16 protein-coding genes are annotated in these 14,975 nt (G+C 42.4%); all 16 read right to left on the bottom strand.

All coding sequences use genetic code 11. The features are described from left to right. Position 1: 1 nt before the first annotated feature. The gene (gene pyrH / locus P3L57_RS08855) at positions 2–724 is read right to left on the bottom strand and encodes a UMP kinase (RefSeq protein WP_010334275.1); all 723 of its coding nucleotides are present in this window, start codon (positions 722–724) and stop codon (positions 2–4) included. A gap of 145 nt (positions 725–869) precedes the next feature. Beyond that, positions 870–1,751: a translation elongation factor Ts gene (gene tsf / locus P3L57_RS08850; protein WP_024121419.1), complete on the bottom strand. Its 882-nt coding sequence runs from the start codon at positions 1,749–1,751 to the stop codon at positions 870–872. A 99-nt stretch (positions 1,752–1,850) separates the two neighbouring features. Next, a complete protein-coding gene (gene rpsB, locus P3L57_RS08845) occupies positions 1,851–2,591 on the bottom strand; it encodes a 30S ribosomal protein S2 (protein WP_024121418.1) in 741 nt (246 codons plus the stop codon). A gap of 143 nt (positions 2,592–2,734) precedes the next feature. Then, on the bottom strand, positions 2,735–3,238 hold the full coding sequence (locus P3L57_RS08840; protein ID WP_069486532.1) for a Swarming motility protein SwrB: 504 nt from the start codon (positions 3,236–3,238) through the stop codon (positions 2,735–2,737). A 29-nt stretch (positions 3,239–3,267) separates the two neighbouring features. After that, positions 3,268–4,032 (bottom strand): RNA polymerase sigma-28 factor SigD, encoded by a 765-nt coding sequence (gene sigD, locus P3L57_RS08835; protein ID WP_010334270.1) that lies wholly within the window; start codon positions 4,030–4,032, stop codon positions 3,268–3,270. A 22-nt stretch (positions 4,033–4,054) separates the two neighbouring features. Continuing rightward, the gene (gene cheD / locus P3L57_RS08830; protein WP_044155874.1) at positions 4,055–4,555 is read right to left on the bottom strand and encodes a chemoreceptor glutamine deamidase CheD; all 501 of its coding nucleotides are present in this window, start codon (positions 4,553–4,555) and stop codon (positions 4,055–4,057) included. Further along, positions 4,552–5,181 (bottom strand): CheY-P phosphatase CheC, encoded by a 630-nt coding sequence (cheC, locus tag P3L57_RS08825; protein ID WP_024121415.1) that lies wholly within the window; start codon positions 5,179–5,181, stop codon positions 4,552–4,554. The genes cheD and cheC overlap by 4 nt, the downstream gene beginning before the upstream one ends. 18 nt (positions 5,182–5,199) lie before the next feature. Beyond that, positions 5,200–5,670, bottom strand: a complete 471-nt coding sequence (cheW, locus tag P3L57_RS08820) for a chemotaxis protein CheW (RefSeq protein ID WP_024121414.1) — start codon at positions 5,668–5,670, stop codon at positions 5,200–5,202. Positions 5,671–5,691: 21 nt separating this feature from the next. Beyond that, a complete protein-coding gene (cheA, locus tag P3L57_RS08815; RefSeq protein WP_044155876.1) occupies positions 5,692–7,707 on the bottom strand; it encodes a chemotaxis protein CheA in 2,016 nt (671 codons plus the stop codon). Positions 7,708–7,712: 5 nt separating this feature from the next. Next, a complete protein-coding gene (gene cheB / locus P3L57_RS08810; RefSeq protein ID WP_069486531.1) occupies positions 7,713–8,780 on the bottom strand; it encodes a protein-glutamate O-methylesterase CheB in 1,068 nt (355 codons plus the stop codon). Position 8,781: 1 nt separating this feature from the next. Further along, complete coding sequence (locus P3L57_RS08805) at positions 8,782–9,678, bottom strand: MinD/ParA family protein (RefSeq protein ID WP_083244461.1); 897 nt, start codon at positions 9,676–9,678, stop codon at positions 8,782–8,784. Beyond that, positions 9,669–10,766 carry a flagellar biosynthesis GTPase FlhF gene (gene flhF, locus P3L57_RS08800; protein WP_069486529.1) on the bottom strand — a complete coding sequence of 366 codons (1,098 nt, stop codon included), beginning with the start codon at positions 10,764–10,766 and terminating at the stop codon, positions 9,669–9,671. Before flhF ends, P3L57_RS08805 begins: the two co-directional genes overlap by 10 nt. Further along, a complete protein-coding gene (gene flhA, locus P3L57_RS08795; RefSeq protein WP_044155881.1) occupies positions 10,766–12,799 on the bottom strand; it encodes a flagellar biosynthesis protein FlhA in 2,034 nt (677 codons plus the stop codon). The genes flhF and flhA overlap by 1 nt, the downstream gene beginning before the upstream one ends. 31 nt (positions 12,800–12,830) lie before the next feature. Continuing rightward, positions 12,831–13,913, bottom strand: a complete 1,083-nt coding sequence (flhB, locus tag P3L57_RS08790) for a flagellar biosynthesis protein FlhB (protein WP_059292779.1) — start codon at positions 13,911–13,913, stop codon at positions 12,831–12,833. Further along, a complete protein-coding gene (gene fliR / locus P3L57_RS08785; protein ID WP_024121407.1) occupies positions 13,913–14,692 on the bottom strand; it encodes a flagellar biosynthetic protein FliR in 780 nt (259 codons plus the stop codon). Before fliR ends, flhB begins: the two co-directional genes overlap by 1 nt. A 7-nt stretch (positions 14,693–14,699) precedes the next feature. Next, entirely contained in the window at positions 14,700–14,969 is a 270-nt protein-coding gene (fliQ, locus tag P3L57_RS08780) for a flagellar biosynthesis protein FliQ (protein ID WP_010334259.1), read from the bottom strand. Between the last annotated feature and the right edge of the window lie 6 nt (positions 14,970–14,975).

Genomic DNA, 14,975 nt, shown 5'->3' with positions numbered 1-14,975 from the left:
GTTATTTCCCCCTCACGATCGTTCCGATTGATTCGCCTGTCACGGCGCGTTTAATATTTCCTTCTTCCATAATAGAAAAGACGATTAGCGGAATGTCATTATCCATGCATAAAGATGATGCTGTTGAATCCATCACTTCCAAGCCGTCTTTTAGAACGTCAAGGTAAGAAAGCGATTCATATTTTACAGCTGATTCATCTTTTCTAGGATCAGCATTATACACACCGTCAACATTGTTTTTAGCCATTAAAATAACGTCTGCTTCAATTTCAGCAGCGCGCAGTGCAGCTGTCGTATCAGTTGAGAAATATGGGTTTCCTGTACCCGCAGCAAAAATAACGACACGTTTTTTCTCTAAGTGGCGTATCGCTTTTCTTCTGATATACGGTTCAGCAACTTGTCTCATTTCAATGGATGTTTGCACTCTGGACTGGATTCCGAGTGTTTCCAAGCTGTCTTGAAGAGCAAGCGAGTTCATCACTGTCGCCAGCATCCCCATATAGTCTGCAGTTGCGCGGTCCATGCCCAGGTCACTTCCTGTTTTTCCGCGCCATAAGTTGCCGCCGCCTACTACAACAGCCACTTCGACTTCAAGCTCAGCGATTTCTTTCACTTGCTTTGCAATGGATTGAATGACAGTAGGGTTAATTCCATTACCCTGTTCCCCTGCCAATGCTTCCCCGCTAAGCTTTAATACGATACGTTTGTATTTTGGTTTTTCCATAATAACCTCCAAGTGTAAACATTGCCGTTTTCTATTATGCAAGAGAAAAAAAGGTTTGTAAATATAGTTTTAAAAATAGGGAACACAAAGTGTGTCCCCTATACTGCCTGAAAAGACGCGACTTGATCGCGACATCTTTTCACCATTATTTTTTCACTTGGTTCATTACTTCTTCAGCAAAGTTTTCTTGACGTTTTTCGATACCTTCGCCAACTTCATAGCGAACGAAAGTTTCAACAGTTGCGTTTTTCGCTGCAACAACTTGTTTCACTTTTTCATCTGGGTTTTTAACAAATGCTTGGTCTAAAAGACAAATTTCTTCGAAGAATTTGTTCAGACGGCCTTCAACCATTTTCGCTACGATGTTTTCAGGTTTTCCTTCTTGAAGAGCTTGCTGAGTTAAGATTTGACGCTCATGGTCTGTTTCTTCTTCTGATACTTGGTCACGAGAAATATAACGAGGGTTAACCGCAGCAACATGCATTGCGATATCTTTCGCAGTTTCTTCGTCAGTTGTACCGTTAAGAACAGTTAATACGCCGATGCGTCCGCCCATGTGAAGGTAAGCACCGAATGCAGAGCTGTCATCTTTTGTAAGAACAGCAAAGCGGCGAAGCGTGATTTTCTCACCGATTTTAGCAACTGCACTTGTAATGTACTCTTCTACAGTAGAGCCGTTGTCCATTTTTTGGCCCATTGCTTCTTCAACATCTGCAGGAGTGTTTGCAAGAAGGTGGTCAGCCAATGTATTAAGAAGCTCTACGAAGCCTTCGTTTTTCGCAACGAAATCAGTTTCAGAGTTTACTTCTAAAATAACACCTTTGTTGCCGTCAGTTTTAATAAGAGTTGAACCTTCTGCTGCGATACGGTCAGCTTTTTTCGCTGCTTTTGCAATTCCTTTTTCTCTAAGAAGGTCAATTGCTTTGTCCATATCTCCATCAGTTTCAGTTAACGCTTTTTTACAATCCATCATACCCGCGCCAGTTTTTTGACGCAGTTCTTTTACTTGCTGTGCAGTAATAGCCATTTGTATTCCTCCTTATATGTTTAAACAAGATATGTATCATGACATTTTTCTTGAAAAAAGGTGATAAAAGGCAGTCCCTCTTATCACCTTTTGAATAGGTTACGCAGTTGTTGTTTCAGTTTCTGGTGCAGTTTCTTCAGCAACTTCCGCTTCTTCTTCGCCTTGCTTCGCTTCTAAGATTGCATCTGCCATTTTAGAAGTTAGAAGTTTAACAGCGCGGATAGCGTCATCGTTCGCAGGAATAACAACATCGATTTCATCAGGATCACAGTTAGTATCTACAATTCCGATGATAGGGATGTTTAATTTGCGAGCTTCCGCAACAGCAATGCGCTCTTTGCGAGGATCGATGATGAACAATGCATCAGGAAGATCCTTCATTTCTTTAATTCCGCCTAGGAATTTTTCAAGACGCTCTAATTCTTTTTTCAATTGAACGACTTCTTTTTTAGGAAGTACTTCAAACGTACCGTTTTCTTGCATTTTTTCAATGTCTTTAAGACGTTTAATACGTTTTTGGATTGTTTCAAAGTTTGTTAATGTACCGCCCAACCAGCGTTGATTGACATAGTACATGCCAGAGCGTTGAGCTTCTTCTTTAACAGAATCTTGAGCTTGTTTTTTTGTACCTACGAAAAGGATTCTTCCGCCTTCAGCAGCAAGATTTTTAGTGAAGTTGTAAGCTTCCTCTACTTTTTTGACTGTTTTTTGAAGGTCAATGATGTAGATTCCGTTACGCTCCGTGAAAATATAACGCTTCATTTTTGGGTTCCAACGGCGTGTTTGGTGACCGAAGTGAACACCAGCTTCAAGCAATTGCTTCATAGAAATGACTGACATGTTATTTCCTCCTAATATAATGGTTTTTTTCCTCCGCTTAGGTCATTTTTGTGCAGAACTGCCGCCTGCAGCACCCTCTGCATAAATCGTTAAGCGTGTGTATTTAACACCAAGACATAATATAACACAGCTTTATGCGACAATCAAGAATCCTTTACAGCTTTGGAGCGAAATTTTAGAAATAGCTCGATTTCTGTCTTTCCGCTCTTCAATTTCTGAGCAATTTCACCAGCTGAATATCCCTGTTCATATAATGACATAACTTCATCTTCAAATGAACGGGCATCGCTGTTTACGTTCTCTTCCGCCCTCTCAACCTCGTTGATCAGACCTTCGATATGCTCGGGAAGAGCGTTGTTTTCTTCCTGAACAGCATCTCGCTCTGAATGTTGTTCTGCCTGCTGATGCTCTTCCTTCTGTTTTTCTTCAGTTTGAACAGAAGGTACATCCAAGTTGTCTATCAACTTCTCATTTTCTTCTTTTAGTTCAAGAAGAAATGCCGCAAGTGTGTTCTCCGTCTCTTCCAGCAGATTCTTTTGCTGTTTTTCTGTTTCTTTCACAGCTGCGAGCCTCATATACAGGATAATGACAGCGTACAGAAGAACGCCGTGAAGCGTGAAGCTTAAAAGCCATAATAGTGTTGACATGTTTTTCACTCGCTAATCATGAGAATTCTTTATTGAATTACTTTTTCAAGCAGATTCTTTAATTTAAATAGTGCCTTTGAATGTATTTGTGATATACGGGACGTAGAAAGATTCAATACCTGTCCGATTTCTGTCAATGTCAATTCCTCTTTATAGAACAAACTGACCACAAGCTGTTCTTTTTCAGAGAGTTCGTGAATTTTGTCCGCAAGCTGCGCAATCAGCTCATCTTTCATGATCTTTTCTTCCGGCGGGACATTTTTGTCATCTCTGATCATGACCTGGATGTTTTCCCCGTCATCCTGATCATGAAGCTTTTCGTCAATTGACAGCAGATTTGCAAAAAAACCTTCATTCATTGTTGACACTACATCCTGTTCCGTCATTCCGAGTTCCTCTGCAATTTCTGCGGGCGATACATTCCGAAGATAGCGCTGTTCAAGCTTTTCAATCGCCGCTTCAACCTTCTTTGTTTTTTCACGCGAGGTTCTGGGCAGCCAATCCTCTTTACGAAGCCCGTCAATAATTGCACCGCGAATTCTAAACGAGGCGTAGGTATCAAATTTTAAGTCCCGGCTGGGGTCAAATTTTTCAAGGGCATCATATAAACCAAGCATACCAAGGCTCATAAGATCGTCTTTATGCACTGATTTTGGCAGTCCGACAGAAATTCTGCCTACATGATATGTGACAAGCGGCATGTAACGGCGCATTAAATCATCACCGGCCTTAGGATCTTTCCACTCTTTCCAGCGCGACCAAAGCACCTGATCTTCATAATTCAAGGATTGCATTGTTATCCCCCTAATACCTTAATTAAATCGTTTTTTCACCTTGTTTAACAGTTCGAATATGCAGCATACAGGACTTCGGTTCAAATTCTATCGTACGGCCGCTTGAGCCTCCCGTATCTTCACTGATAATCGGAATTTTATATAATGACAGCTGTTCCTTTATCGCTAAGACATTTCTCGGTCCGATCTTCATCAAATCATTCGTCATTTTAAATTTAAACATCTCTGATCCGCCGGCAAGCTTTGCTTTTAACGCAAACTTTCGGCAGCCCGCTTCTACCAGCATATCAATCGTAGCTTTTACAGCGGTATCGGCATATTTTGCCCGATTGAGTTCAGCTGTTTTTGATAACGTCGAATCCGGCAGCATGACATGGACAAGCCCCGCCGTTTGCTTTTCTTTATCGTAAAGCACCAGCCCTACACACGACCCTAAACCAGACGTCCGGATTGAATCCGGGAAGCGGGCGATCTTCACGTCCGCTATTCCAACCTTTACAACAGCAGCCTCAGTTGTACTCATAATGAAGCACCCAAGGCGACAAAGAGCTTTTCAAATGAATCATAGTCCGGCAGCATAAACATATGCGCTTTTAGCTCCTGCTGATGGCTTTGGTCAAAAATTGACGTATCAACAACAATTGCATGTTCTCCAACCTGGCTGAGCTCCATCAGACCTTCACTGATGACAGCACCGAACATGTCCAGTGAAACTTCTGGAACACTCGGGTAAAGCTGGAGTTTCGTCAAATCAGCCAATGCCGTTAAATATGATCCTGCTAAAATATTGCCCAGTTCATGCAAAGCGGAAGAACTCATATGATCTTCACCCAGGTTTTCTATATCAAAATCCGGGTTGCCGATCAGCTCTCTGATAAACTGCTCCGCCTGATAAAAAGGCATTATAAAGAACATTGAGCCCGTCAAATCGCCTTCCATTCTTAAAAAGATACTGGCGACCGGCATTTCTGCTCCGCCGAAAAAGTCTACAAGTTCATCAAACGACAGTAACTTTGCAAACGGGACTTCCATATCAATCTTTCTATTTAACAGCTGGGCCATTGCAGAAGCAGAGTGGCCGGCTCCGATATTGCCGACTTCCCGCAAAATGTCCATCTGCTCTTCTTTGATTCCATTAAAAATACTCATGTCATAACCCCTTTAAGATTAAGCTTGATCGGGCACAGCGGACTGAGATGATTCTTTATCCAAAACCGCATTTGCATCAATAATATTTAAGAGCCTGTTCTCTTGTTTTACAATTTGTTTGATCGACACATACGTGTCTTTTTGAACACTTTCCGGAGCGGACTCTATTTCACTTTCATGAACTGTTATGACATCATTTGCTTCATCCACGATCCAGCCGACTTCAATATCACGATAAGCAATAATGATAATTCGTGTTTCATCGGTAATTTCATACTCAGGCAAGCTGAGACGCTTTCTTAAATCAATAACCGGAGTCACCACGCCGCGCAAATTGATCACTCCGCAAATATAAGGTTCAACGCCTGGCACTCTCGTTGGCTTTTGCCATTTCTCAATTGATTTCACCTGAGTGACAGAAATGGCATATTCTTTGCCATTTACCATAAAGACAATCATTTTTTCGCCTGTTTTAATTTCTGCAGTCATGTGAGACACCTCCTCGTATGGTTAAATAATCAGTGCATTACAATCGATAATGAGCGCTACTTCTCCGTCTCCTAAAATAGTAGCTCCGGAAATTGCAAAGACGTTTGTTAAATAATCTCCGAGTGATTTCAGCACAACTTCCTGCTGGCCAATAAAGGAGTCCACCACAAATGCAGTAGGTTTGTCGCCTTTCTTCACGACAATGATATGGAGCTGTTCTGCATCTTGTCTTGTATCTTCTATTTTAAACTCTTCTTTTAAATATACGACAGGGACAATATGCCCTCTAAAATCAATTACTTCACGGTCATGCGTTTGCAGAATATCTTTTCTGTCTATAACTGCCGTTTCAATTATAGAAGAAATCGGAATCGCAAATGTCTCTTCTTCCAATTTGATCAGCAGAACTGAAATAATGGACAATGTAAGCGGAAGCTGAATGCTGAATAGTGATCCTTGTCCTTCTGCAGATCTCACACTGACTGAACCGCCGAGTGACTCGAGTTTATTTTTCACAACATCAAGCCCGACACCCCGCCCGGAAATATCCGAAATTTGATCAGCTGTAGAGAACCCCGGAGCAAATATCAATTCATAAATTTCATTGTCTTCTAAAGTTTCAGCTTCTCTTTCTGTAATGACACCGCGCTCAAGCGCTTTTTCAAGGATTTTTTTGCGATTAAGGCCTGCCCCGTCATCCTCAACTTCAATAAAGACGTGATTTCCGCTGTGATAAGCTTTCAGCACAACTTTTCCAGACTCAGGTTTTCCTTTTTGCAAACGTGTTTCCGGAGACTCAATTCCATGGTCAATACTGTTTCTGATTAAGTGAACGAGCGGATCTCCAATTTCATCAATTACTGTTCGATCGAGTTCTGTTTCCGCACCGATGATGGAGAGTTCGATTTTTTTATTCAGCTCTTTTTGAAGCTGGCGAATCATTCTTGGGAAACGGTTAAAAACAGTTTCAACCGGAACCATTCTCATGTTGAGAATAATAGACTGCAAATCGCCGGAAATTCTCGTCATTCGCTCGACTGTTTCAGTCAATTCATTGTGCTCAAGCTCTTTTGCAATCTGCTCAAGACGCCCGCGGTCAATGACAAGCTCTTCAAATAAGTTCATTAAAGAATCAAGCCTGTCGATATTGACACGAATCGTTTTAGATCCGCCTGTATGCTTCGACTGTTCATCGTTTTTAGCAGGCTGCTTTTGTTTATCCTGCTTAACAGGTGCCTGTGCAGCAGCTGGTGTATCCGCCTGAGGCTCCTCCGGTTTTTCAGCTGGTTGTAAAGGCGAGCCCTGAATAATTTCAACATGCTCGACCTCTGAAACTCCGTTGATGATCTGTTCAACGTCTTCAGCCGTTTGATTCGTTAAGAAGCAAACCTGGAAGTCAGTGCCGAAATCTTCCGTCTCAAGCACTTCCGCACTCGGTATTGTTTTGGCTACTTCTCCGATCTCATTGAGCTTCTCAAAAACCATATATACACGAACCGCTTTTAACATACAGTCTTCTTTCAGAGAAATTGTGATTTCATACCGTTTGAAACCTTGCTCCTCCGCTTCTTCTATCACTGTTCGTTCAAACTCATCATATCCCCAATCAGATGCTGAACCCTTCGCTTCAGCAGGTTCCGCTGAAGCAGCAGTCTCAGCATGCGCACCGTTCACGTCAAGCTTTGCGCTCACTTCAGAGATATCTCTTTTACCATCCCCGCCGTCAATAATAGACTGAACCATTGCTTCCAGATGATCCAGGGCTTCAAACAAGATATCCATCCAGTCTGATGTAACTGCCATATCTCCGTTTCGAAAAGCATCCAATACGTTTTCAAGCAGATGGGTTAAATGGGCTAAATCCGTATACCCCATCGTTGCGCTCATACCTTTTAGTGTATGGGCAGCCCTGAATATATCGTGGACGAGCTGAAGATCTGTCGGGTCTTTCTCTAAAAGGAGAAGCTTTTCATTACATGTTTGTAAATGTTCTTTACTTTCATCAATAAAGACATCTAAATATTGATTCATATCCATTTGAATCACACCCTCTCTTTTTTCACACAGCTTGTGATGGATGCTGCGATATCTTCCACATGTTTAATTTCATGAATAAGGCCCGCCTTAACGGCTGCTTTCGGCATCCCAAATACAACACAAGATTCTTCAGACTCTGCAATGGTTTTCACATTGCCGGACGCAAGCATGTCCTTAAGACCGGCAGTACCGTCACTGCCCATTCCGGTCATAATGACCGCTACTTTTTCATAGTCTGCAAGTTTGCCGACAGAACGGAACAAGTAGTCTGCTGATGGTTTATGACGGCTTGGCGTATCGTGATTATCAAGAACGATTTTAAGACCGCCGCTGTTTTTGATAACGGATATGTTTTTTCCCCCCGGAGCTATGTACACACAGCCGTCAAGAGCTGCTTCGCCATCTTTTGCTTCCTTTACATGAATGTCAGACAGATGGTTCAGCCGATCAGCCAGAGAAGCAGTAAAGCCTTCAGGCATGTGCTGTACAACGACTACAGGCGCGTTTAAATCCTTAGGAAGCTTTGGTATCACCTTTTGAAGCGCCCTTGGTCCGCCTGTTGACGTGCCGATACAAACAATATGTCTGCCTGTTCCAGATTTTGACTGACTCAATGCAGGCTTAGCGATGCGTTTAGGCTCAGGCCGAATGACCGCCGGAGCCGCAGATTTTTGCTGGCCGGAAAGCCCAGCCGCGATGACCCGCTCAACTAATTGTTCTTTAATTTTGTATAAATCTAAAGATATAGAACCAGATGGCTTTGTGATAAAATCAAAGGCGCCTATCTCTAAACAGTTAATCGTACACTCTTTTCCTTGCTGGGTCTGGCTTGAAACCATAATGACCGGCAGCTGATAAAGCTCAATAATTTTCCGCAGTGTGTCTGTTCCATTCATCACCGGCATTTCGATATCAAGTGTGATAACATCCGGTTTCAGCAATTCTATCTTTTTAAGTGCCTCTTCTCCGTTTCTCGCAGTTCCGATTACTTCTATCTGCTTTTCCTCGGTTAGAAAATCACTTATCATTTTTCTCATAAAAGCCGAATCATCAACTACAAGCACACGAATCAAATTAAGCCCTCCTCATTAAAAAAGAAGATAATTTCTCAATAAATGTCTGTTTTTCTTCTTTGTGTCTAGTTTCTTCTCTTTCAAACAAGGCGTCCGCTAGGAGACGGACTGACCGGCTGGCTTTTGCCTGAGGACTTTTTAATAAAAAAGGAACCTGTTCGACAACTGCTTTGCTCACGATCCCGTCGTCAGGGACTGAACCGGCAAACTGAACCGCTTCGCCTAAAAACATGTGAATGGTCCGGGAAAGGCGGGTAAAAGCGTCAAGCCCTTCCTTTTGATCACGGCACCGATTGACAGCTACTTTCATAGAAAGCTGATTTCCTGTCAAAGCTAAATGTTTGACAGCGCTGTATGCATCCATAATGGCTGTAGGCTCCGGGGTTGTTATGATCAAAATGTCTTCTGCTGATAAAATAAAAGGCAGCTGGTCTTTTGATAAGCCCGCCCCCATGTCAAACAGTACATAATCGAACTGACTTAACGCATGAGAAAGCTCATTAGCAAAAAAGGTCCATTTTTTCTGGTCCAGCTGAAACATCATATCCAGCCCAGTTCCGCCAGATATATACCGAAGACCCTTTGGCCCAGTAGATATGGATTGCATAAAAGGCTTGCGCTCAGTTAGAACGTCAATAATAGTAACGGAAGACGAGTTTCCCATTAATATATCAATGTTCCCCATTCCGATATCAAGATCAATAAGCAGTACCTTCTTGCCTTTATCCTGCAGCGCAAGAGCCATATTTAAAGTGATGTTGGATTTTCCGACACCGCCCTTGCCGCTGATGACTGCAAGTGTTTTAGCTTTCTGTGCAAAAACAATCGGAAGATCGCGCTCACGCTTCTTCATTTTCGCCCGTAAAGTTGCTGCTTGGTCAAATCTGTTCATCTGCACAGCATCCCTACAAACTCCCTCGGCGAGACTGTCTGTATATCCTCCGGCACATTCTGGCCGTTTGTGATAAACCCGGCACCTATCTTTGATTCTGCCAGTATACTGAATACAGAGCCTAAGGAAGCAGTCTCATCTATTTTCGTAAAAATAAACTGATTGACAGGAACAGATGAAAAACGTCTGACAATTTGTTTCATATCTTCATATTTTGCAGTCGCTGACAAAACGAGAAATGACTGAATACTGCTTTCAAAAGGAATCGTCTCTTTCAGTTCATCGATATATTGCTGTTCTCTGAAGTTTCTTCCTGCTGTATCGATAAATACATGATCATATTCAGCAAATAATTCTTTCGCCCGCTGAAATTCCTCTTTTGTATAACAGACTTCCAGAGGAGCCTGCAGCAGCTCGGCATATGTTTTCAACTGTTCAACTGCTGCAATCCGATAAGTATCTGTTGTAATAAAAGCAATTTTTTTCTGTTTTTCAAGCAGAGAAGACGCTGCTAGTTTTGCAAGCGTTGTTGTTTTACCCGCGCCCGTCGAACCAAACAGCACGATATACTTCGAACGAATGGGCTCCTGCCACTTGTCTGCTGGAGGTAGTGCCTCGCACAGTATATCCTGAAGTTTACCGGCCACGTTTTCTTCCGTCAGTCCGCCCGATTCAACAGAGAATCGCAGTATTTTTTTCATAGTACTGGTCTTAATTGATTCATTAACGCCGGTTACTCCCAAAAGTTGTTCAGCTTTTCTGAGCGGTTCAGGAAGTACGGATTGATATGCTGAAAAATCACCTGGCTCAGATTGAGCCGGAATTTGAGGGATTATCCTCTCCTCTATTTTCGGACTGCTGACAGGAGGTTTTGACGTTTGTTTCGGCTCTGCTGCCTTTTCAACTGTTTTTTTCTCAAGAAAATCTTGATCCAATACGGCAATCACTTCAACAGCCGGTTTTTTTAAAAGCCCGAACCATTTACGCTTATTGATTTTTTTGGAATTTAGTATAACCGCTTCATTGCCTAGTTCTTTTCTGATAAGCTGTGCCGCTTCTTGCATTGAAGCAGCAGTAAATTTTTTGATTTTCATTAAATATCCACCACTCCAATGCTTTGAACTTCGACATTAGCCTCAAGCTCGTTATAAGAAAGAACAGGAAGATCCGGAAAATATCGTTCCAGAAGCTGTTTCACATACATCCTTACAGGAGGCGAGCAAAGAAGAATTGCAGTCTCTTGCCGTATTGAGAGCTGTTCGGCTTCTTTTGCAACAGAACGCACAATGCTTTCCGACACATCTGGTTCAAGCGACAAATAGTTCCCATGTTCTGTTTGCTGTACACCGTCAGCAATTGCCTTTTCTACACGGCCGGAACAAGTGATCACTTTTAACACTTCATTTTCTTTGGCAAACTGGGCAGTAATTTGCTTAGCAAGTGCCTGTCTTGTGTACTCTGTCAAAAGATCAGAGTCTGTTGTCAGTTTTCCGTAATCGGCGAGCGTTTCAAAAATGGTTACCAAATTGCGGATTGAAACTTTTTCTTTTAACAGTTTAGCCAGCACCTTCTGAATATCTCCGACAGATAATGGATTTGGCGTGACCTCTTCCACCAAGACCGGATACGTTTCTTTCAAATGATCAATAAGCTGTTTCGTCTCCTGTCTGCCGATTAATTCATGAGCATGCTGCTTAATTTTCTCTGTAATATGTGTTGAGACAACTGAAGCCGGATCTACAACTGTATAGCCCAGCATGTCAGCTTCATCCTTCACCGATTCGCCAATCCATTTGGCTGGAAGCCCAAACGACGGTTCCACTGTTTCGATCCCTTCAATCAGGTCGTCTTCAGGCGTAGGCGACATTGCTAGATAATGATCTAGTAATAGCTCGCCTTTTGCTACTTCATTTCCTTTAATTTTCAATCGGTATTCATTAGGCTGCAAAGCGATATTGTCTCTGATACGCACAACAGGAATGACAAGCCCAAGTTCCAGCGCCAGCTGACGGCGAATCATCACAATTCGGTCTAATAAATCCCCGCCCTGATTAGCATCCGCCAGCGGAATCAGACCATAGCCAAACTCGAATTCTATCGGATCTATATGCAGAAGCTGCACAACACTTTCGGGGCTTTTGAGCTCGTCAACTTCAGCCTCTTCCTCAAGAATCTCTTCCACTTCTTCTTTTTCCTTACCTGTTTTAGATAGCGTATAACCGCCAAAAGCAAGCAGCCCTGCAAGCGGCCCTGTTAGGAGAATACCAATTGGAGTAAACAAGCCAAGAAGCAAAATAGTTGCTGCTGTAACATATAAGAGCTTTGGATAAGCGAACAGCTGGCCTGTGATGTCATGACCTAAGTTTCCTTCGGAGGCTGCTCTTGTCACGACAATACCTGTAGCTGTAGAAATTAACAGCGCCGGAATTTGCGATACAATTCCATCTCCTACAGTCAGCATCGTAAAACGAGAGGCTGCCTCTTGTATCCCCATGCCTTGCTGTAGCATACCGATAATGATTCCGAAAATGATATTGATCATCACAATAATAATTCCGGCAATTGCATCACCTTTCACAAATTTGCTGGCACCGTCCATCGCACCGTAAAAGTCTGCTTCTCGAGCTACTTTTTCACGGCGGTGTTTCGCTTCTTGTTCGTTAATCATGCCTGCGTTTAAATCAGCATCAATACTCATCTGCTTCCCTGGCATTGCATCAAGCGTAAATCTTGCCGCAACCTCGGAAACACGTTCCGCGCCCTTTGTGATGACGATAAACTGAATAATAATTAAGATAATAAATACAACAAGTCCGACTAAAACATTTCCGCCGACAACGAAGTTACCGAAGGTCTCAACAACCTTCCCTCCTTCGCCGTGCGAAAGGATCGAACGCGTCGTTGACACATTCAAGCCCAGACGAAATAAGGTCAAAAGCAGCAACAGTGATGGAAAAATCGAAAACTGCAGCGGTTCTTGCATATTCATTGTGGTCAGAAGCACGATCAACGCAAGAGAAATATTAATAATGATCAAAATACTTAACAGCCATGGAGGAAATGGTATCACCAGCATTGCCACAATGAGGACAACACTTATTAAAACGGATAAATCTCTTGTTGACATGCTGTTTTTTCTCTCCTTTTGAATCTAAAATTCAATTTACTTTTTGTTTCGTTTTAAATACGTAAGCCAGGATTTCTGCCAAGACTTTAAAAAACTCTTCCGGCACCGCCTGATCAATTTCAACCTGATCATATAACGCACGGGCAAGCGGTCTGTTTTCTACCATCATGACATCATGCTCTTTAGCAATCTTCCTTATTTTTAATGCAAGGTGGTCAACACCTTTTGCAACAATGTATGGTGCATCCATTTTTTCTTCGTCATATTTAAGTGCGATCGCATAGTGAGTCGGGTTTGTGATGATGACATCAGCTTTCGGCACTTCCTGCATCATCCGCCTCATTGCCATTTCCCGCTGTCGTTGCTTAATTTTAGACTTAATAATCGGATCTCCCTCAGATTTTTTGTACTCATCTTTTATATCCTGCTTTGACATTTTGATATTTTTCTCATAGTCAAATCTCTGATACAAATAATCGAGTCCGGCAAGAATCAACAAAGCCCCTGCTCCGCTCAGCCCCATCCACAGGGTGAGTTTTGAAACAAAGGAAAGTGCCTCTTCAGGTGTCAGAAGCGGGAGGCGGAGAATTTCTCCATAGTGCATCCAAAGCACAACAAACGCCGCAAACCCTACAACAGCAATTTTCAGAATCGATTTAAGCAGCTCTACAATCGCCCTCATGCTGTATATCCGTTTAAAGCCTTTTATCGGATCCAATTTTTCAAGCTTAGGCTGGATCACTTCCGCAGAAAATAAAAATCCCACCTGCATATAGTTGCTTACAACTCCTGCAACAAGGGCAACAAGCAGAATCGGAGCAAGTACGATGCCAGTATCCTTTAATAAGCTGATAAACAGGATGTGCACATTTGATTCTGAGAGCTTCATTGTGAGTGACTCCGTGTAAAATGTCTCTATAAATGACAGCAGCCTGTCTCTCATATACGGGCCGATCGCAATAAACGAAAGGAAGATGACTAATAACGAAACGGCAGTATTCACATCAGAGCTTTTTGCAACCTGCCCTTTTTTTCTAGTATCCTTCCGTTTTTTCGGAGTGGCTTTCTCTGTTTTTTCTCCCGCAAAAAATTGGAGGTCAATTCTGAGCTTCATTAAGAAACACCGACCAATGCTAAAAGATTCCGCATCGTTTCAATCGTTAAGCCGAAAACATTCCGAACAACGACGAAGATAACGGACATACACACGATGAGCATGATAAAACTGACAGCAATCTTTAAAGGCAGACCGACGACAAATACATTTAATTGCGGAACTGTCCGGGCCACGATGCCTAATGCAAGATCCACAAGAAACAAACTGGCCACAACCGGCGCCGACATTTGAAATGCAATAATAAACATTGCATTAAAGCTTTTGGCGATAAGATAAGCAAACTTTTCATCGCCAAAATTCGGAAATGCCTGATCAACCGAAATATACTGAAAGCTGTAGTAAATACCGTCCAGCAGCAAATGATGCGCATTGACACTCAGCATAAACAAAAGAGCCATCGTATAGATAAACTGGCCGATCAATGGACTCTGTGCGCCCGTTTGCGGATCGATAACGTTCGCAATTGAAAAACCCATCTGAAAATCAATAAACGAACCGGCTATCTGAACAGCAGCAATCATCATATAAGCAATCAAACCAAGACACAGACCCACCAAAGCTTCTTTAAACGCCAGCAGCATATATTGCTCGTCAACCTCCAAAGACGGAGGTTTATCAATCGTGCTGAAGCAAATGACTGCAAGAAAAAAAGCAAATCCGATACGATGAACAGCCGGAACATTTCTGTGGCCGTATAGCGGAACCGTTACAAAAAAAGCAGAGATCCTAATAAAAACCAATAAAAAAGCAGGAAATAAATCAATAATCGAATTCATCACTGTATTACCCTGCAAAACGATTTAAATTAGAAAACAGCTCTGTTGTGAACGAAAGGATGGTCGACAGCATCCATGGCCCGAAAAAAATCAGTGCCAAGAGGACTGCCACGATTTTGGGAATAAACGCCAAAGTCTGTTCCTGGATTTGAGTTGTCGCCTGAAAGATGCTGACGATTAATCCGACCAATAAGGCGATCGCAAGCAGAGGCGCGCTGATCATCAGCGTTACATATACGGCTTTTTCCGCCATAGAAATTACAAATTCTGAATTCACGTTTAG

It is taken from the genome of Bacillus sp. B28, assembly GCF_029536185.1.
Taxonomy (GTDB): domain Bacteria; phylum Bacillota; class Bacilli; order Bacillales; family Bacillaceae; genus Bacillus; species Bacillus halotolerans.
Note: the sequence above shows the minus strand (reverse complement) of the source record. Positions and strands in the feature narration are given on the sequence as shown.

What these genes read in the sequence shown, in the direction of transcription:
- flhA (WP_044155881.1), bottom strand. Translation starts at nt 12,799, where the DNA reads ATGTCAACAAGAGATTTATCCGTTTTAATAAGTGTTGTCCTCATTGTG.
- flhF (WP_069486529.1), bottom strand. Translation starts at nt 10,766, where the DNA reads ATGAAAATCAAAAAATTTACTGCTGCTTCAATGCAAGAAGCGGCACAG.
- pyrH (WP_010334275.1), bottom strand. Translation starts at nt 724, where the DNA reads ATGGAAAAACCAAAATACAAACGTATCGTATTAAAGCTTAGCGGGGAA.
- cheD (WP_044155874.1), bottom strand. Translation starts at nt 4,555, where the DNA reads ATGAGTACAACTGAGGCTGCTGTTGTAAAGGTTGGAATAGCGGACGTG.
- rpsB (WP_024121418.1), bottom strand. Translation starts at nt 2,591, where the DNA reads ATGTCAGTCATTTCTATGAAGCAATTGCTTGAAGCTGGTGTTCACTTC.
- P3L57_RS08840 (WP_069486532.1), bottom strand. Translation starts at nt 3,238, where the DNA reads ATGTCAACACTATTATGGCTTTTAAGCTTCACGCTTCACGGCGTTCTT.
- sigD (WP_010334270.1), bottom strand. Translation starts at nt 4,032, where the DNA reads ATGCAATCCTTGAATTATGAAGATCAGGTGCTTTGGTCGCGCTGGAAA.
- tsf (WP_024121419.1), bottom strand. Translation starts at nt 1,751, where the DNA reads ATGGCTATTACTGCACAGCAAGTAAAAGAACTGCGTCAAAAAACTGGC.
- flhB (WP_059292779.1), bottom strand. Translation starts at nt 13,913, where the DNA reads ATGAAGCTCAGAATTGACCTCCAATTTTTTGCGGGAGAAAAAACAGAG.
- cheW (WP_024121414.1), bottom strand. Translation starts at nt 5,670, where the DNA reads ATGACTGCAGAAATTAAAACAGGCGAAAAAATGATTGTCTTTATGGTA.
- fliR (WP_024121407.1), bottom strand. Translation starts at nt 14,692, where the DNA reads ATGAATTCGATTATTGATTTATTTCCTGCTTTTTTATTGGTTTTTATT.
- cheA (WP_044155876.1), bottom strand. Translation starts at nt 7,707, where the DNA reads ATGGATATGAATCAATATTTAGATGTCTTTATTGATGAAAGTAAAGAA.
- cheC (WP_024121415.1), bottom strand. Translation starts at nt 5,181, where the DNA reads ATGAGTATTTTTAATGGAATCAAAGAAGAGCAGATGGACATTTTGCGG.